Source organism: Labrys sp. KB_33_2 (genome assembly GCF_052114505.1).
Classification (GTDB): Bacteria; Pseudomonadota; Alphaproteobacteria; order Rhizobiales; family Labraceae; genus Labrys.
This window is the reverse complement of record NZ_JBFREW010000028.1, coordinates 1-16959: the sequence shown is the minus strand read 5'-3', so window position 1 is coordinate 16959 and position 16959 is coordinate 1. Positions and strand designations below refer to the sequence as shown.

Genomic DNA, 16959 nt, shown 5'->3' with positions numbered 1-16959 from the left:
CATTTTCTAGAAAAGTTGATAGACTTTTCGATTAAGAAACCGCGTCAAAACAAAGAGTTAGAGCAAAGTGCGTTTCAACGGAATCGCACTTTGCTCTACGCTGCTTGCGAGGCGAGGGCCTCGATGCGCGGCCAGAGAGGTGCAAGCTGCGTGGCGATGTCGCAATGCAGGGCATAACGCTCCTGCAACTGCCGGCTGCGCGTGGGATCTGGCTGGTAATGCCGGGCGAGAGCTGCGAGATCGCGGGGATCGTCCGTCGGCGATGCGTAGAGGCCGGCTCCGGCGCCGGCGCACAAGGCAGCGCCCCAGGCGGCGGCCTCCTCGGTCTCGTTCACGGTGACGGGCAGGCCGAGAGCGTCGGCGAAGATCTGGGCGTAGAGCGGCTTCCTCGATATGCCGCCCGTCAGGCTGATGGTGCCGGGGGAAAAGCCTTCCCGCAGGGCGTCGACATGCAGCCGGTGGTTGAAGGCGATGCCTTCGATGACGGCGCGCAGCATGTCACCGCGATCATGCCAGCCACGCAGCCCGAGAAAGCCGGCGCTGGCGGTCGCGCCATGGGGAGAACCGTAGAGATAGGGGTGAAAGAGCACGGTGGAGGGCCGCGCGAGTGCCGCCTCGATTTCGGTGCCGATGGCGGCGTGGATGGAGCCGCCTGTCTCCTCCGCGCTGCGTCGCTCGACGGCGCAGAGCGTATCCAGGAACCAGTCGTAATTGGCGGCGGATGCCGGCGATATGCTCATATGGTTCCATTCGCCCGGCTTGATGCCGTTGCGGCAGAACCAGCGTATATCGGTCTTCGGCGTGCTGGCGATCGTCTCGTTGATGGAATAGGTCCCCGCCACGATCGCCACGGTGCCTTCGCGGTGGCCTCCAATGCCGAGGGCGGAGGCGACGACGTCATGCACGCCGGCCACCACCGGGGTTCCGGCCGTCAGGCCGGTCGCGGAGGCCGCGGCCTGCGAAACCGTGCCGATGATCTCATCGGGCCGGGTAACGGCGGGAAGGGCACCGGCAAGGCCCTCGAGGCCGAAGATCGGCAGGATGTCAGGTTCATAGACCTGGCTTTCCATCGCCGTGAACGATGTGCTGGCCTCGGTGAGATCCGTGCCAAGCGTTCCGGTCAGGCAAAAGCGCAGCCAGTCCTTGCAGGCCAGGACATGGGCGATCCTGGCAAAGCGCTCGGGTTCGTGGCGCTTGATCCAGGCCAGCAGTGCCGAGGGGGCCGAGGCATGCGCGACCTGGCCGGTGCGGGCGAGGGCGGTGGCGGAGGTGCCATCCCCGTCCCACTCGGCGACGATGGCGGCCGCGCGGCTGTCGAGCGAGAGAATGCCATGGCCGAGCGGACGATGCTCCGCGTCGAGAAGGTAGAGGCCGTCGCCATGGGCGGTCGCGGCAACCGCCGCGACATCGCTGGCAGGACGCCCGGCTTTTTCGAGTGCCTCGGCGATGGCCTCGGCCGTTGCCCGCCACAGGCCCACCATGTCGCGTTCGACATGGTGTGGATGGGGAATGATCTGGGGAATGCGCCGGCGGGCCACGGCGAGCAGCACGCCTTTTTCATCGAAGACGGCCGTCTTGGTCACCGTCAGCCCGTTGTCGATTCCGATGAGGGTGGGCATTGGCAGGCACTCCGTCTCGAAAGGATATTGCAGAAATCGCGATGTCCGACGGAGACGAAACGCCTCGTCGCGTCACGCGGGGTGGGGTGAGCGCTGCTTGATCGGCGCGATCACGATGTTGATGCCGCGCGAGCGCAGCAATTCGACCTGAAGCGGGGCCATGCCGTCGTCGACGATGATGGCATCGAACTCGCTCAGAGTGCCCATGGCGTGCAGGGCGCGACGCTGGAACTTGGTGTGGTCGGCAAGCAGGATCCGCTTGGCCGCACTGTCGAACATGGCCCGCTTGGTCTCGACCATCTCCGCGGATTGGTGGAACACCATGTCATCGGTGATGGCCGACATCGACAGGAAGACGCAGTCGGCGCGCAGCCGGCGGATCTCGGCCGTCGTGGCCGGGCCCATGAAGGCGTTGCACCAATTGTAATAGCGCCCCCCGAGGCCGAGCAGCGTCACGTCGCTCATCTCCTTCAACTCGTTCATCAGCGGGATCGAGTTGGTGATCGCCGTCAGCGGCACGCGGGCTGCGATATGGGGGGCCATCTGCAGCACGGTGGTGGAATCGTCGAAGAAGACGGCCTGGCCGGCTTCCAGGAATTGGGCCGCCACCTGGGCGATGGCGCGCTTTTCCACGGCCTCGCGCATGGAACGATAGACATCGCTTGACTCAACCAAGCTGGTGGGTGTCGCCGAGACGATGCCCCTCGACTTGCGCAGCAGGCCGCGATTGATCAGTTCGTCGAGGTCGCGGTGCACGGTCATCAGGCTGATGGCGAAGCGCTCGGCCAGTTCCTCGATGCGCATAGTACCCTCAGCCATCACCGCCTGCATGATGAGCTGGCGGCGGGCAAGCTGGCGGGCATGGCGGCTGTCGCTCGGCACCTGATCGGCGATGATCTGTTCCAGCGTGTCTTCCTGCGTGGCTCTCGTCGATGTCATGTCGGTCTGTTTCCGGGTTGAGCGCTAGCAGGATATCCCGAAGTGCTGGAATATGCCTGCCTGCAGCAATCACCGCTGTGGAAGGACGCGCCACCGACCCATAAGAAAGCCGGGATAGCCAACGGCCATCCCGGCTTCGTCATTATTTGGCGAGCGTAAAGGCCGACACATACTTGTCGACATTGTCCTTGGTGATCAGGACGCAGTCGAAGAGCTGCTTTTCGGTCGCTGCGCCGGTCTTGCCTGTTTTGATGAAGGTGTCGGCCTGGACCACCGCTTCCTTGGAGAAGACCGCAACCGGCTGCAGCACGGTATATTGCAGCTCGCCGGCCTTGATGGCGGCAACCGCATCGGGCGAGCCGTCGAAGCCGCCGACCTTGACCTTGCTGAGCTTGCCGGCCTCCTTCAGCGCCGCGATGGCGCCGAGCGCCATCTCGTCATTGCCGGAGATCACGCCGGTGATGTCAGGATGGGCCTGCAGCATGGACTGCATCTTCTGGTAGCCCTGGGCGCGATCCCAGTTGGCCACTTCCTTGGCGGCCTTGGTCAGGTCGGGATATTGCGTCAGTACGGTTTCGTAGCCGTTGGAGCGGGTGGCGGCGTTGTTGTCGGCGGGGTTGCCGAACAGCTCGACATATTTGCCCGTCTTGGCGACCGAATTCACCCATTGCTCGGCACCGACGGCGGCGCCCTGCGCGTTGTTGGAGACGAGCTGCGCCTTGGCGAGGCCTTCCTTGTTGATCTCGGCATTGACGAGGAACACCGGAATGCCTGCATCGACGGCCTTCTTCACCGCTCCGACCGATCCATCGGCATTGGCCGGGTCGAGAATGATGGCGGCGGATTTGTTGGTGATGGCGGTGTCGACCAGCGTGCTCTCGGTGTTGGTGTCGCCCTTATGGGCCGAAACCGAGGCGGTGTAGCCGAGCTGCTCGGCGGTCTTCTTGGCGACTTCGCCTTCCGTGTACCAATATGGATTGGCCGGATCGGTGACGATGATCGAGATCAGGCCGGCGGCCGAGGCCGAGCCGATCAGCAATGGGGTCACGGCGGCGGCCGCGACCAGCAAACGCATGCCTTTTTTGAACATGGGGCATCTCCCTTGATTGGTGAAGTTGTCTGCCGTCGCAAGACGGCAACGATCCCACTGCAGATCTGTTATTTGTTGCCGAAATGGGAAGGTTTCTGTGCGGGCCCTCAGCCTTGCCGGCCGCGGGCCTTGTACTGGATCGAGTTGAGCAGGACGGCGAGCACGATCACTGTGCCGGTGAAGACGGTCTGCCAGTAGGAGGACACGCCGATGATCACCAGCCCGTCCGACAGGAAGCCGATGACGAAGGCGCCGAGCATCGTGCCCTGCACCGTGCCGCGGCCGCCGGTGAGCGCCGCGCCGCCGATCACCACGGCCGCGATGGCCGTCAGTTCATAGGTGGTGCCCGCCGTCGGGCCGGCCGAGGTCAGCTGCGAGGACAGAACCAGCCCTGCGATCGCCGACAGGATGCCGGAGACGGTATAGACGGTGATCTGCACGCGCTTGACCGGCACGCCCGACAATTCGGCGGCGCGGGCATTGCCGCCCGAGGCATAGAGCCAGCGGCCGAAGGCGGAACGACCGAGCACCAGAGCCGTGACGATGGCGAGCGCCGCCAGGATCAGCACCGAGATCGGCACGCCGAACAGGCGATTGAAGCCGAGCCACTCGAAGCCGGTGTTGCCGAGATCAGCATGGCCGGAGAGATTGTTGTAGGTGAGGCCGTTGGTCATCAGCAGCGCCACGCCGCGGGCGACATACATCACGCCCAGCGTCGCCACGAAGGCAGGCACGCGGAACCAGGCGATGAGCACGCCGTTCAAGGCTCCGACCAGCCCGCCGGCCACCAGGGTCAGGATCACGATGGCCCAGACCGGCGGGTAGAGGATGACGCCGGCCACTTGCAGGGTCACGCCCCCCATCAGGAAGCCGGCGACGCAGCCGGACAGGGCCAGTACCGAGCCCACCGAAAGATCGATGCCGCCGTTGAGGATCACCAGGAGCATGCCGAGCGCCAGGATGCCGTAGATGGCGACATGAGAAGCCATCGTCAGGAAATTGCCGAGCGTGAAATAATTCGGCGACAAGAACGAAAAGACTGCGACGATGAGGATCAGCGCGAAGAAGGCGCGTCCTTCGAGGAGCAGCCGGCCGAGGCCGGGGCCCGATCTCTGCCCCTTGGCGCTCGTACTTGCAGCGGTGTGCGACATGGGCAGGCCTCCAGCCTAATGGACCACGGCTTCGCCCGAGGCGGCCATGATCTCGTCCTTGCTTGCGGTTGCGCCGAATTCGGCGACGATGCGGCCCTTGCGCATGACGATGATGCGATGCGCGACGGAGAGGCATTCGCCGACTTCGGACGTGGAGTAGACGACAGCGAGGCCCCGGCGTGCGCCCTCGGCCAGCAACCGGAACACTTCGGCCTTGGCGCCGATGTCGATGCCGCGGCTCGGCTCGTCGAGCAGGATCACCTTGGGGTTGGTGGCCAGCATCTTGCCGATCACCACCTTCTGCTGGTTGCCGCCGGACAGGGAGCCGATGGGCGCTCCGCCTCCGGCCGTCTTGACCGTGACCTTGCGGATGGTGTCTTCGATCAGCTGCTGCTCGATCTTCAGAGAAGTGAACAAGCCGCGCGTGAAGTCGGCGATCGACGCCAGGGACAGGTTCTGGCCCACGCTCATGGTCTGCACCAGGCCATCGCGCTGCCGGTCCTCGGGAACCAGGGCCAGGCCGGCCTTGATGCGCCGGGCGATGGTCAGGCCCGAGATCTCGTCATCCTCCAGCAGGATCTGGCCTGATGAGGCCTTGAGGCGTCCGGCCAGGGTCTCCAGCAATTCGGTCCTGCCGGCGCCCATCAGGCCGTAGATGCAGACGATCTCGCCGGCCTTGACGTCCAGCGACAGCTTGTCGACCACGTTGTAGCCGCCGCTGGCGGGATCCGGCACCGTGAGGTCGCGCACCGAAAGCGCGGTGGCGCCGAAGGCGTAGCCCTCCGGCGGCGAGCCGAGATCATAGTTCTCGCCCACCATGTTGCGGACGATCCATTTGAGGTCGATCTCGGCGCGCGGGGCGTAGGCCGTCATGGTGCCGTCGCGCAGGACGACGGCGTGATTGGTGATTTCGAGCGCCTCTTCGAGATGGTGGGAGATGTAGACGATCGAGACGCCCCGGCTGGTGAGATCGCCGATGACCTTGAACAGCACCGCCACTTCCGTCGCCGACAGGGCCGAGGTCGGCTCGTCCATGATCAGGATGCGGCTGCGAACCGAGAGGGCGCGCGCGATCTCGACGATCTGCTGCTGCCCGAGCCGCAATTCGCCGACCGGGGTGAGGGGATCGATGTCTTCTTCGAGCTCGGCCATCAAGGCGCGCGTCTCTGCTTCCTCCCGAGCGAAGTCGACGCCGGTGAGGCCCATGATCTCGCGTCCCATGAAGATGTTGTCGCGTACCGACAAATTGGGCGCGAGGGAGAGCTCCTGGTGGATGATCGAGATGCCCTGGTCGCGGGCGTCCGATGCCGAGGAGAACACCACGGGCCGGCCGTCGAGGAGGATCTCGCCCGATGTCGGCGTCACGATGCCCGACAGGATTTTCATCAGGGTCGATTTGCCGGCGCCGTTCTCGCCGAACAGGGTTGTGACCTGGCCGCGATGAATGTCGAAGTTCACGCCTTTCAGGGCATGGACATTGCCGTAGGACTTGGCCACGTGGCGCGCGGCCAGCACGACCCCGGGCATCTGAGCGCCGGAAGGAGAGGGCTCGCCGCTCATTTCACCGTCACCGCCACGGGCGTGATCAGCCAGTTTTCCGGGTTCACCAGCCGGAAGGCACCAACGATCTCCAGGGTCTTGCCGGTGAGATTGGCGGTGTCGATGCCGGTGAGTACCTGCTTCTTCATCTCGCGATTGATGGCCGAACCGGCGTTCTGATACTCGATCTGGTTCTTGAACTGGCCGAAAGCGATGTCGCCAGGCGCATCGCGAAGATCGGTACCGTTGATGGCGGGGCCGGTCTGCACGCGCACCCCGATGGATGCCGGCAGTCCGTCCACCGTGAGCTTGTAGATGCCCGCCTTCTGCTCGCCGGCGATGCCGGTGAGGCGGATGGGAATGATCGAGCCGGTGGAGGCTGCCGTGCCATATTTCGTGGCGGCCGCCGCCTTGTCGGCCAGGACCTCCGGCGCGAGGGTCTTGGCCTCGACGGCGCGCTGCTCGATGGCCGCCTTGATCTGCGGAAAATGCTCGATGCCATAGCTGTCGGGCGAAAAGGCCGCCTGGCGCACATCGTCCTTGGAGCCGATCTGCACGATCCGGGTATCGAACGCGATTCCTGCAATGACGAGAAGAGCAAGCGCCGGCACCACCAGCCGGACACGCCCGCCGGCGCCCGACGCCCTCACGGATGCACCATGACTATTGCTCATGACCGGGCCCCACATTCTTGCGGTGTTCGACCAGCGCGGCGTGAGGGAATGTCTGGCCGAGGCTCGCCCCGGCTTGCGCCGCAAACGCTGGCCCGGCGCGCGGAATGCGCAGCATGGCTCCTCCCATTCTGCCGCTGATGCGGCCCGCTCTCACGGGCCGGACGGCTCTCTCGCTGATCATTGAGATATGTTATATCTGTGTTTCATAAAACGTCAACAGAGTTATATTCTTGACTCGTTGATTTGGCAGAAAAGTTTTCCGAGAAGGATATTATCCCGCGGCAATCTCTCCGGCGAAGCAGGGCGGCCTGCGGGGCGTTGGCGTGGCCCGCTGCTGCATTTTTCATAGAGTGAGTCGTTATGCTCAAAAGACGAGGGTATGACAATTTATATATATAAATCAATTATATAACTAAGAATTGGCGATTGAAAAACGAAAGAGATGACGGTTTTTCAGTGCATTCCAAGCGGAGGCGTCGGTAGGCGCCCGAGGCTTTTGCGATGGGCCTTCTCTTTCCGGCTATGGGTTCGGTTATCTGAAATAATATGTTATGTTGGCAATAAATTACGTGACGTATGATATCTTTGTGATATATGAAAATCACAGTGATCGGAGATCGATGCGGACGGTGAAAATCGCCGGCGCGTGTCGGAGGCCTGGCTCTGTCAGGGAGATGGATCATGCGCGGAAGTGTCGACCCGTCAGTTCGCGAAAGATGTTGCGATGTCCGCTGATTTGCTGATCGGGGTGGATGCCGGGACCTCGGTGATCAAGGCCGTCGCTTTCGATTTCGGCGGCCGCCAGGTCGGCGCCGCCTCCGTACCCAATCGTTACCTGCGCGGGGATGACGGCTCGGCGACCCAGTCGCTGGAGGCGACCTGGGCCGATTGTGTCGCGGCGCTGCGCGGATTGGCCGACAAAATCGAGAATCTGGCCGCCCGCACCGCGGCGCTCGCCGTCACGGCCCAGGGCGATGGCACCTGGCTGGTCGGTGCGGACAACGCGCCGGTGGCCGATGCCTGGCTGTGGCTGGATGCGCGGGCTGCGCCCACGGTGCGCAGCCTGGCAGTCTCCCCGCTGAACAGGGCTCGTTTCGAGGCCACCGGCACGGGCCTCAATACCTGCCAGCAGGGCTCGCAAATGGCCCATATGGACAGCCACAATCCGGATCTGCTCGACAGGGCCGAGGTGGCGCTGCATTGCAAGGACTGGCTCTATCTGAACCTGACAGACGTGCGCGCCACGGATCCGTCGGAAGCCAGCTTCACCTTCGGTAATTTCCGCACCCGCCGCTATGACGATGGGGTCGTGGAGGCCCTCGGCCTGACGCATCGGCGCAGCTTGTTGCCCGAAATCCTCGACGGCAGCCAGGTCACCCACGCCCTTACGAAGCGCGCGGCGGAGCAGACGGGATTGCTGGCGGGCACGCCGGTGAGCCTGGGCTATGTCGACATGGTCATGGCCGCTCTGGGGGCGGGTGTCTATGGCGGTTCGGGCGATGCGGCCTGTTCGACCATCGGCTCGACCGGCGTCCATATGCGGGCCAAGAGAGCGGCGGACGTTCATCTCAATGCGGAGGGTACCGGCTATGTCATTGCCCTGCCCGTGCCCGGTGTCGTCACCCAGGTCCAGACCAACATGGCGGCCACGCTCAACATCGACTGGGTGTTGACGATCGCGGCCGACATTCTGGCGCAGATGGGCCAGAAGGTGGCGCATCAGGACCTGGTGAGGCGTATCGACGGCTGGCTGGCCGACAGCCGCCCGGGATCGCTGATCTACCATCCCTATATTTCCGATGCCGGGGAGCGTGGTCCCTTCGTCGATGCCGATGCGCGGGCCGGCTTCATCGGCCTGTCCGCCGGCCATCGCTATGCAGACCTGGTGCGCGCCGTCGTCGAAGGGCTCGGCCTGGCCATGCGCGATTGCTATGCCGCCATGGGCGATCTACCGGCCGAACTGCGCCTGGCCGGTGGCGCGGTGCGCTCGCGCGCCTTGCGCGCCGTGCTGTCAGCGGCGATCAACGCTCCGCTGCGCGTTTCCTCGCGCGAGGAGGCGGGGGCTGCCGGCGCGGCGATGATGGCGGCGGTTGCCGTCGGCGCCTTCAAGGACATGGATGCCTGCGTCGCCCAGTGGGTGACACCTCTCTTGGGGGCGCCAGAACCGCCCGATCCGACCCTGGCGAGCCTTTACGATCAATTGTTCCCCGCCTTCAGGGCCACGCGCCTCGAATTGACCCCGGCCTGGAATGCACTTGCGGCCGCCCGGCACGATGCCGGTGGGGCAAGCGCAGCACCGGGCGCGGGAAGGAGCCTTGCAGTATGAGTGAGATGATCGACCTCCCGACGATTGACCTTCTGGTGATCGGCGGCGGCATCAATGGTGCCGGCATCGCCCGCGATGCGGCAGGCCGCGGCCTGTCCGTCACGCTGGTGGAAAAGGACGATCTGGCCCAGGGCACGTCCTCGCGCTCGGGCAAGCTGGTGCATGGCGGCCTGCGCTATCTGGAATATTACGAGTTTCGTCTGGTTCGCGAGGCGCTGATCGAGCGTGAAGTCCTCTTGAACTCGGCCTGCCACATCATCTGGCCGATGCGGTTCGTGCTGCCGCACAGCCCGCAGGACAGGCCTGCCTGGCTGGTGCGCCTCGGCCTGTTCCTCTACGATCATCTCGGTGGCCGCAAGAAGCTTCCCGGCACGCGCGTGCTGGATCTGCGGCGCGATCCGGTCGGTGCGCCGATCCTCGATCAATATGCCAAGGGCTTCGAATATTCGGACTGCTGGGTCGATGATGCGCGGCTCGTCGCGCTCAACGCGCTCGGAGCCGCGGAAAAGGGCGCCACGATCCTCACCCGTACGGCGGCCGTCTCGGCGCGGCGGGAGGAGGGGGCCTGGACCGTCACGACTCGTGACGAGACCACAGGCGAAACCCGCACGCACCGAGCGCGCTGCATCGCCAACGCGGCGGGGCCCTGGGTTTCCGATGTCATCGCACAGGTGGCAGGCTCCAACTCCACACGCAATGTGCGCCTGGTCAAGGGCAGCCACATCATCGTGCCGAAATTCTGGGAGGGGCAGCAGGCCTATCTGGTGCAGAACCACGACAAGCGCGTGATCTTCATCAATCCTTATGAAGGGGACATGGCGCTGATCGGTACCACGGATATAGCCTATCAGGGCGCCGCCGAGGACGTCGCTGCCGACGAGACGGAAATCGACTACCTGATCACAGCGGTGAACCGCTACTTCAAGCAGAAGCTGCGCCGACAGGACGTGCTGCACGCCTTTTCGGGCGTCCGGCCGCTCTTCGATGACGGCAAGGGCAATCCATCCGCCGTCACGCGCGATTACGTCTTCGATCTCGATGAGACGGGCGGGGTGCCGCTGCTCAACGTCTTCGGCGGCAAGATCACCACCTTCCGTGAGCTTTCCGAGCGCGCGATGCACAGGCTCGGCAGGTTCTTCCCCAAAATGGGCGGTGACTGGACGCGCGAGGCCAAGCTGCCGGGCGGCGAGATCGAGAATGCCGATTATGTGAGCTTCGTCGAGAGCCTGCGCATCGCCTATTCCTGGATGCCCAACCGGCTGCTCCAGCATTATGGCCATGCCTATGGGGCACGCACCCGGCAGGTCGTTGGCTCGGCAAGCAGCATTGCCGATCTCGGCCGTCATTTCGGCGGCTGCCTCTTCGAGGCCGAGGCGCGCTATCTCGCCGGTCATGAATGGGCCCGCAGCGCCGAGGACGTGCTGGTGCGCCGGACCAAGCACTATCTCCACCTGAGTGATGCCGAAAAGGCGGCTTTCATCGCCTGGTTCGAGCAGGAGATGCCGACCGCAGGCGAGGCTACGCCGACCCGTTTTTCCAACGTTTCCGCCTGAGGATCCGATGCCTCTGACGCTGTCCCTCAATACCAATCCGCTGGTGAACCGTTTCGCCGATCCCGACGATCTGATCGACACGGTGGCGCGCGGTCTCAGGCTGCGCGACCTCCAGCTCACCCATGAATTCATCAATCCGAGCTGGCCCGCGCCCACCATAAGGCGCCTGGTCCGCGAGATGGGCAGCGCCCTGGCCCGCACCGGCGTACGCGTGACCAGTGGCATGACCGGGCCCTATGGCCGGCTCAATCATTTTGGACATCCCGATCCAGATGTGCGGCGCTATTATGTCGACTGGTTCAAGACCTTCGCCGACATCATCGGCGATCTCGGCGGCACGTCGGTCGGCACGCAGTTCGCCATCTTCACCTATGCCGATTATGACGACACGGCCCGCCGCGACGAGTTGGTCCAGATCGCCATCGAGTGCTGGGCGCAGGTCGCGGAGCATGCCAAGGCTGCCGGTCTCACCTCTGTCTTCTGGGAGCCGATGAGCATCGGCCGCGAGTTTGGCGAGACCATCGAGGCCTGCCTGTCGCTGCAGCGGCGGCTGACGGCCGCCGACATGGCCGTGCCGATGTGGATGATGGCCGATATTGATCACGGCGACGTCACCTCCTCCAATCCCGACGACTACGACCCCTATGCCTGGGCCCGGGCCGTGCCGAAGGTTTCTCCGATCATCCACATCAAGCAGAGCCTGATGGACAAGGGCGGCCATCGCCCCTTCACGGCCGAGTTCAATGCCAAGGGCCGGATCCAGCCCGAACCGCTGCTGGCGGCCCTTGCCGAGGGCGGGGCTGCAGACAACGAGATCTGCCTGGAGCTGAGCTTCAAGGAGCGCGAGCCCAACGACCGCCAGGTGGTGCCCCAGATTGCCGAAAGCATCGCCTTCTGGGCGCCTTTCATCGAGACAGGTGTGGAGGATCTTCATGTCTGACGCGGAACGGGGACGGGGAGGCGGGATGGGACGCGCCGTCACGGAGAACGAGCTGGAGGAGTCTCTCGCCCGTCGCGCGGCCTGGCTGCATTATGTCGGCGGCCTCACCCAGGCGGCCGTGGCCAAGCGGCTCGGCCTGCCCTCGGTGAAGACCCACCGCCTCATCGCGCGAGCGGTGGCGAGCGGCGTGGTCAAGGTCTCCATCGACGGCGACATCATCGAATGCGTCGAGCTGGAAGAAGAGCTCTGCCGGCGCTTCCATCTCGATCATTGCGAGGTCGCTCCCGATCTCGGCGAGGATGGCATCCCGCTGCGCGCGCTCGGCCAGGCCGGAGCGGGCTTCCTGCGGCGCGAGATCGAGCGCGGCGACCATCGCACCATCGGCCTGAGCCATGGGCGGACCCTGACGTCTGCCGTCGCGCATATGTCGCGCATCGCGGCCGGCCAGATGCGCTTCGTCTCGCTGCTCGGCGTGCTCACCCGCGATTATGCCGTCAACCCGCACGACGTCATGCACTCCATCGCCGAGAAGACCGGTGCGCAGGCCTATGTGATGCCGGTGCCGTTCTTCGCCAATTCCGCCGAGGACAAGGCAGTCCTGCTCGCCCAGCGCGGCATCGGCGAGGTGCTCGCCATGGCCAATGGCGCGGGGCTGAAGGTGGTGGGCATCGGTTCGGTCGATGCCGACGCCCAGCTTGTCTCGTCCGGCATGATGCATCCGCAGGAAATCCGGGAGATCAAGGCCGAGGGCGGCGTGGGCGAAATGCTCGGCTACTTCTTCGATGCCCAGGGGCGCGTGCTCGAGAACTCGTTGACCTCGCGAACCCTGGGCGTGGCGTTGAACGGACGCGCCGACGATCACATCGTCGGCATCGCAGGCGGGGCGAACAAGACCGAGGCCGTCCGGGCCGTGCTGCTCAGCGGCCGTCTCCGAGGCCTGATCACCGACGAGGCCACTGCGCGGGCGCTGCTCGGCTAGGCCCGCTTCAAACACACGAATTTGCAAGCCGGTCGGCAGCGGTCGGCACGGAGATACACGGAAAATGACACGTTATTGGGTCGGCACCAGCTGGAAGATGAACAAGACCCTGGAGGAGGGCCTGGCCTTTGCGAACGCCCTGGCCCAAGCGCTGGCTTCGGTCGATGATCGCTTGCAACCCTTCGTCATCCCGCCCTTCACCCTGGTGCGCGAGGTCAAGCAGGCGCTGGCCGCGACGCGGGTGAAGGTCGGCGCGCAGAACATGCACTGGGCCGACGCGGGAGCCTGGACCGGCGAAATCTCGCCGCGAATGCTGCGCGATTGTGGCCTCGACCTGGTCGAACTCGGGCATAGCGAGCGGCGGGAGCATTTCGGTGAGACGGATCGCACCGTCGGCCTCAAGACGGCGGCGGCCATAGGCCATGGCCTCATACCGCTGATCTGCGTCGGCGAGACCCTGGCGGAACGCGAGAGCGGCAGGGCCGAAGAGGTACTGGCGGCCCAGGTCGAGGGGGCGCTCTCGCAGCTTGGCAGCGGCAAGCCCGGCGTGGAAATCATCTTCGCCTATGAGCCGGTCTGGGCCATCGGCGAGAACGGTATTCCAGCCAGCGCCGACTATGCCGATGGCCAGCAGGCCCTGATCAAGCAGGTTGCGGCCGGGCGTCTCGGTACGGCCCCTGCGGTTCTCTATGGCGGCAGCGTCAACCCGGGCAATGCCGCCGACCTTATCGGCCAACCCCATATCGACGGCCTCTTCATCGGCCGCTCCGCCTGGCAGGCCGAGGGCTATCTCGATATCCTCGATCGCTCGGCCCGAGCCCTGTCGGCACGGCCCTGATGCGCTCCCATCCCCTTATGCAAGGAAGGAAAACCGCCATGAAAATCGCACTCGGAGCCGACAGTGCGGGCAAGCCCCTGCTCGACGTCATCGCCGCGCATCTGGCCAATCGCCCGGACCTGGAGATCACCGACCTCAGCCAGTCGGGCTTCTATGCCGATCTCGCCGCCAAGGTCGGCCAGGATGTCCTCGACCACAAGCATGATCGCGCCATCCTGTTCTGCGGCACCGGCATCGGCGTATGCATCTCCGCCAACAAGGTGCCGGGCATCCGCGCGGCCCTCACGCATGATACCTATTCGGCCGAACGCGCCGCCAAGTCGAACAATGCCCAGATCATCACCATGGGTGCGCGGGTCGTCGGTCCGGAACTGGCCAAGGCCATCGTCGACACCTGGCTGTCCTCGAGTTTCGATCCCCAAGGCCCTTCGGCCGGAAATGTGCATGCCATCGATCAGCTCGATGCCAGAAGGTAGCGACTGCCTCTGCCGAGTGACGGCGGTCTTTGCCGGCTGCTGTGACAACGCTAACGCATCGGGAGCCGCGGTCGGATGGAGGCAACCAATTCTGTCATAAGTCGCTCGTCATCTGGGCCTTACGGCCCCGATGGCGTTTTGCGTTTGAATCCATGCATTCGGGTGAGTTCCGCCGCGCTGTAGCCTTTGCCGCGCCCGACAGAAGCAGGGTGATGCATTTTATGCTGCGGCCCTGGCCCTCGGAGGGCGCGACGATGGCTCACCCGACCTACGTGCTCATTGCCTGGCCGAGACGATTACAACGCGCCCGAGGATGGAATGGCCTTCGGCATAGGCGTGGGCTTCAGAGGCGGCCGCAAGGGGAAACGTCCTGTCCACGATCACCTTGAGATCCCCAGTTGCCGCCAGCTCCAGCATGCTGGAGACCGTGCGGTAGACATCCGGCTTTTCCAGTTGCGTTCCCATGAAGACACCGAAAAGCGATTGGTTCGCCTGTAGCGCTGACCACAGATCAATATTGAGCTGCGAGCCACCGGCGTTGCCCACGACTATCAAACGCCCCTCGGGCCGGAGCGCCGCCAGGGAACCTTGCAGGGTGGTTCCGACCGGGTCCACGACGAGATCCGCGCCACGGCCTTCTGTCAGACGCATGACCGTATCGGCGACGTTGGCCGAGCGATGATCGATCGCATGATCGAGGCCAAGATCGACAAGGCGTTCGGCCCTCTTCGCCCCGGAGACCGTTGCAAGCACAGTTGCGCCTGCCCGATGCGCAAGCTGGATGGCGGCGAGCCCGACGCCGCCGGCGCCCGCCTGGATGAGGACAGTTTCGCCACGCTTCAAACCGCCCCGAGCGAAGAGACAGTGATGAGCGGTCCCGAATGCGATGGGCAGAGCTGCGGCAGCGGCGATGTCGAGTCCTGCCGGCACGGGCCATGTCCGGCTGACGGCGACGGCACGCAACTCCGCATGCGACCCGGCGAGATCGAAGCTCGTCACCTTCTGGCCCACATGACGGTTCTTCACCTTCTCTCCGACCGCGATGATTTCGCCAGCGGCGGCATAGCCGACGACGAAGGCTGGATGGGGTGGAGGCGTGGACGCGCGATTGATCAGGTCGCCGCCCTCGATGGCGGCAGCCTCGACACGGATCAGGACGCCATCGTTTGGGCAAACCGGATCGGGCACATCCGCGTAGTGAAGGACAGCCGGCGGGCCGGGGTGATCATAGATGGCTGCTTTCATGGTTCTCTCACTGCGTCATCACTCTTGGGGGAACGATTAGACGCATCAGCAAGGGGGCCTTTCTTTAAGGTGCCGAAGAGACCTCCGGCTGCGGCGATAATATTCATCGCTGACATCACAAGGCTTTCCTCTGAGGTGAGGTTGGCGAGGCTCTACATACGGATCGCTCTGGATTTGTATCGAAACTCGCCATCCCGGCCCGGATCAGCCTTTGCTCGGCACGGGCGTTTTGAGCAGTTGCTGCTCCCAGAGAAAGGCAATGCCGCTGCCAGCGGCATGCTGCACAAGCACCTCCGAAAGCTCGGCGGCATGCTCTGTGCGAGCCCAGTCGCGCTGCCATTCCGAAGCCACCGCCAGCCAGGTCATCATGTTCGCGCCGGCCGCGATCATGCGCTGGATGGCGACCTCGTGTGCCTCGACCGAAGTGCCGCCGGACGCATCGGTGACAACCGTCACATCCCAGCCTTCGCCGAGCGCCTGGATCGTCGGCATTGCCACGCAAATCTCGGTCCACAGGCCCGCGATGATCAGCTGCTTGCGGCCCGTCGCCTTCACCGCATCCACAACCTTCTGGTCCTCCCAGGTATTGATGAACGTCCGGTCGATCACTTCCTGACCGGGGAAGACATCGGTGATCTGGGGGAAGATGACGCCGCCCCGGTCAGCGATCACACTGGTCAGGATGGTGGGCACGCCGAACGCCTTGGCGGCCTTCGCCAGAGCCGTCGAATTGTTGACCACCATATGCGGGTCGTGGCTGTTCAGGTTCGCGAGCTGGTAAGGCTGATGATCGATCAGAACGAGGACCGAGTCTTCGGGCCGAAGAAGCGAATCAAGGCCGTTGCGAAAGGTCATTATTGCGTCCTTTGCTGCCGCTTTGTGCGACATTGGGTTTGCGTGAGACATGCGCCAGCGGGCGACGCTTGCCGGCCGCAATTTGCCGTTCCCCATCCCGATGCGGTAGTGCCGTAGTTCGGTAAGCTGTGTCGCGAAATGAGGAACGCTGAATTGGATATCGAAGATCTACAGACATTCGTCGCAGTGGCCGATGCCGGGGGCGTATCGGCGGCGGCGCGCCGGCTCGGCGTCTCCAAGTCGATTGTCAGCCGGCGGCTCTTTCGGGTTGAAGCGGAGCTTGGCGTCCAGCTTCTTGCACGAACGACCCGCGGAGCCGCGCTCACAGAAGCAGGAATCACGTTCAGAGATCACGCGGCCAGAGCCAGCGCCGAGATCGATACGGCCCGGGAAACGATCCTCCCCACCGGTGAGCTGCGCGGCAGCCTGAGGGTTGCCATGCCGCTTACGTTCGGAGCGACCCACTTCGCCCCCGTGCTTGCGGAAATGGCGCGTCTGCACCCGAAGCTTCACATCCATGCTTCCTATAGCGATCGCTTCGTCGATCTCATCGCAGAGGGTTTCGATTGCGCGATCCGGGGCGCCTACCTTCAGGACTCCAACCTGATCGCGAAGCGTGTCGGGCCGATCCATGGAAAGCTTGTCGCAAGCCCGGATTATATCGAGGTGCACGGGTCACCCGGGACTCCGGGCGAACTCGCCGCCCATCAGGCCCTCATGCAGGGAACGGAAGCC

General features: G+C 64.3%; 15 protein-coding genes. 7 read left to right on the top strand and 8 right to left on the bottom strand.

Annotated features, from left to right (window positions below):
- Positions 1–95: 95 nt before the first annotated feature.
- From AB4037_RS32555 to AB4037_RS32530, 6 genes are all read right to left on the bottom strand, one after another.
- Positions 96–1619 carry an FGGY-family carbohydrate kinase gene (locus AB4037_RS32555; RefSeq protein ID WP_441774353.1) on the bottom strand — a complete coding sequence of 508 codons (1524 nt, stop codon included), beginning with the start codon at positions 1617–1619 and terminating at the stop codon, positions 96–98.
- Between the two features lie 72 nt (positions 1620–1691).
- Positions 1692–2558: a DeoR/GlpR family DNA-binding transcription regulator gene (locus AB4037_RS32550; protein WP_434961158.1), complete on the bottom strand. Its 867-nt coding sequence runs from the start codon at positions 2556–2558 to the stop codon at positions 1692–1694.
- Between the two features lie 142 nt (positions 2559–2700).
- Entirely contained in the window at positions 2701–3648 is a 948-nt protein-coding gene (locus AB4037_RS32545; RefSeq protein WP_434961157.1) for a D-ribose ABC transporter substrate-binding protein, read from the bottom strand.
- Positions 3649–3755: 107 nt separating this feature from the next.
- Positions 3756–4799 carry an ABC transporter permease gene (locus AB4037_RS32540; RefSeq protein WP_434961156.1) on the bottom strand — a complete coding sequence of 348 codons (1044 nt, stop codon included), beginning with the start codon at positions 4797–4799 and terminating at the stop codon, positions 3756–3758.
- 15 nt (positions 4800–4814) lie between these two features.
- The gene (locus AB4037_RS32535) at positions 4815–6359 is read right to left on the bottom strand and encodes a sugar ABC transporter ATP-binding protein (protein ID WP_441774352.1); all 1545 of its coding nucleotides are present in this window, start codon (positions 6357–6359) and stop codon (positions 4815–4817) included.
- Positions 6356–7012 (bottom strand): DUF2291 family protein, encoded by a 657-nt coding sequence (locus AB4037_RS32530; protein ID WP_434961154.1) that lies wholly within the window; start codon positions 7010–7012, stop codon positions 6356–6358. The genes AB4037_RS32535 and AB4037_RS32530 overlap by 4 nt, the downstream gene beginning before the upstream one ends.
- A 724-nt stretch (positions 7013–7736) precedes the next feature.
- On the opposite strand from AB4037_RS32530, the gene AB4037_RS32525 reads away from it, so the two are divergent.
- The 6 genes from AB4037_RS32525 (at position 7737) to derI (ending at position 14124) form a co-directional block, all read left to right on the top strand.
- The gene (locus tag AB4037_RS32525) at positions 7737–9338 is read left to right on the top strand and encodes an FGGY-family carbohydrate kinase (protein ID WP_441774351.1); all 1602 of its coding nucleotides are present in this window, start codon (positions 7737–7739) and stop codon (positions 9336–9338) included.
- Positions 9339–9343: 5 nt separating this feature from the next.
- Positions 9344–10891 (top strand): glycerol-3-phosphate dehydrogenase, encoded by a 1548-nt coding sequence (locus AB4037_RS32520; protein WP_441774373.1) that lies wholly within the window; start codon positions 9344–9346, stop codon positions 10889–10891.
- 7 nt (positions 10892–10898) lie between these two features.
- On the top strand, positions 10899–11831 hold the full coding sequence (locus tag AB4037_RS32515) for a sugar phosphate isomerase/epimerase family protein (RefSeq protein ID WP_434961152.1): 933 nt from the start codon (positions 10899–10901) through the stop codon (positions 11829–11831).
- A complete protein-coding gene (locus AB4037_RS32510) occupies positions 11824–12810 on the top strand; it encodes a sugar-binding transcriptional regulator (RefSeq protein WP_441774350.1) in 987 nt (328 codons plus the stop codon). Before AB4037_RS32515 ends, AB4037_RS32510 begins: the two co-directional genes overlap by 8 nt.
- Before the next feature lie 64 nt (positions 12811–12874).
- Positions 12875–13648 carry a triose-phosphate isomerase gene (locus AB4037_RS32505; protein WP_441774349.1) on the top strand — a complete coding sequence of 258 codons (774 nt, stop codon included), beginning with the start codon at positions 12875–12877 and terminating at the stop codon, positions 13646–13648.
- Positions 13649–13686: 38 nt separating this feature from the next.
- Positions 13687–14124: a D-erythrulose-4-phosphate isomerase gene (gene derI, locus AB4037_RS32500; protein ID WP_434961149.1), complete on the top strand. Its 438-nt coding sequence runs from the start codon at positions 13687–13689 to the stop codon at positions 14122–14124.
- Between the two features lie 276 nt (positions 14125–14400).
- On the opposite strand, the gene AB4037_RS32495 is transcribed toward derI, so the two are convergent.
- The gene (locus AB4037_RS32495; RefSeq protein ID WP_441774348.1) at positions 14401–15369 is read right to left on the bottom strand and encodes a quinone oxidoreductase family protein; all 969 of its coding nucleotides are present in this window, start codon (positions 15367–15369) and stop codon (positions 14401–14403) included.
- A 204-nt stretch (positions 15370–15573) separates the two neighbouring features.
- The gene (locus AB4037_RS32490) at positions 15574–16224 is read right to left on the bottom strand and encodes a hydrolase (protein WP_434961147.1); all 651 of its coding nucleotides are present in this window, start codon (positions 16222–16224) and stop codon (positions 15574–15576) included.
- Between the two features lie 153 nt (positions 16225–16377).
- On the opposite strand from AB4037_RS32490, the gene AB4037_RS32485 reads away from it, so the two are divergent.
- Positions 16378–16959, top strand: a 582-nt coding sequence (locus AB4037_RS32485) for a LysR family transcriptional regulator (protein ID WP_441774347.1), incomplete at its 3' end; no start/stop codon positions are given.

Excerpts from the sequence above, each read along its gene's own strand:
- AB4037_RS32555 (WP_441774353.1), bottom strand. The coding sequence starts at position 1,619 with ATGCCCACCCTCATCGGAATCGACAACGGGCTGACGGTGACCAAGACG.
- AB4037_RS32550 (WP_434961158.1), bottom strand. The coding sequence starts at position 2,558 with ATGACATCGACGAGAGCCACGCAGGAAGACACGCTGGAACAGATCATC.
- AB4037_RS32545 (WP_434961157.1), bottom strand. The coding sequence starts at position 3,648 with ATGTTCAAAAAAGGCATGCGTTTGCTGGTCGCGGCCGCCGCCGTGACC.
- AB4037_RS32540 (WP_434961156.1), bottom strand. The coding sequence starts at position 4,799 with ATGTCGCACACCGCTGCAAGTACGAGCGCCAAGGGGCAGAGATCGGGC.
- AB4037_RS32535 (WP_441774352.1), bottom strand. The coding sequence starts at position 6,359 with ATGAGCGGCGAGCCCTCTCCTTCCGGCGCTCAGATGCCCGGGGTCGTG.
- AB4037_RS32530 (WP_434961154.1), bottom strand. The coding sequence starts at position 7,012 with ATGAGCAATAGTCATGGTGCATCCGTGAGGGCGTCGGGCGCCGGCGGG.
- AB4037_RS32525 (WP_441774351.1), top strand. The coding sequence starts at position 7,737 with ATGTCCGCTGATTTGCTGATCGGGGTGGATGCCGGGACCTCGGTGATC.
- AB4037_RS32520 (WP_441774373.1), top strand. The coding sequence starts at position 9,344 with ATGATCGACCTCCCGACGATTGACCTTCTGGTGATCGGCGGCGGCATC.
- AB4037_RS32515 (WP_434961152.1), top strand. The coding sequence starts at position 10,899 with ATGCCTCTGACGCTGTCCCTCAATACCAATCCGCTGGTGAACCGTTTC.
- AB4037_RS32510 (WP_441774350.1), top strand. The coding sequence starts at position 11,824 with ATGTCTGACGCGGAACGGGGACGGGGAGGCGGGATGGGACGCGCCGTC.
- AB4037_RS32505 (WP_441774349.1), top strand. The coding sequence starts at position 12,875 with ATGACACGTTATTGGGTCGGCACCAGCTGGAAGATGAACAAGACCCTG.
- derI (WP_434961149.1), top strand. The coding sequence starts at position 13,687 with ATGAAAATCGCACTCGGAGCCGACAGTGCGGGCAAGCCCCTGCTCGAC.
- AB4037_RS32495 (WP_441774348.1), bottom strand. The coding sequence starts at position 15,369 with ATGAAAGCAGCCATCTATGATCACCCCGGCCCGCCGGCTGTCCTTCAC.
- AB4037_RS32490 (WP_434961147.1), bottom strand. The coding sequence starts at position 16,224 with ATGACCTTTCGCAACGGCCTTGATTCGCTTCTTCGGCCCGAAGACTCG.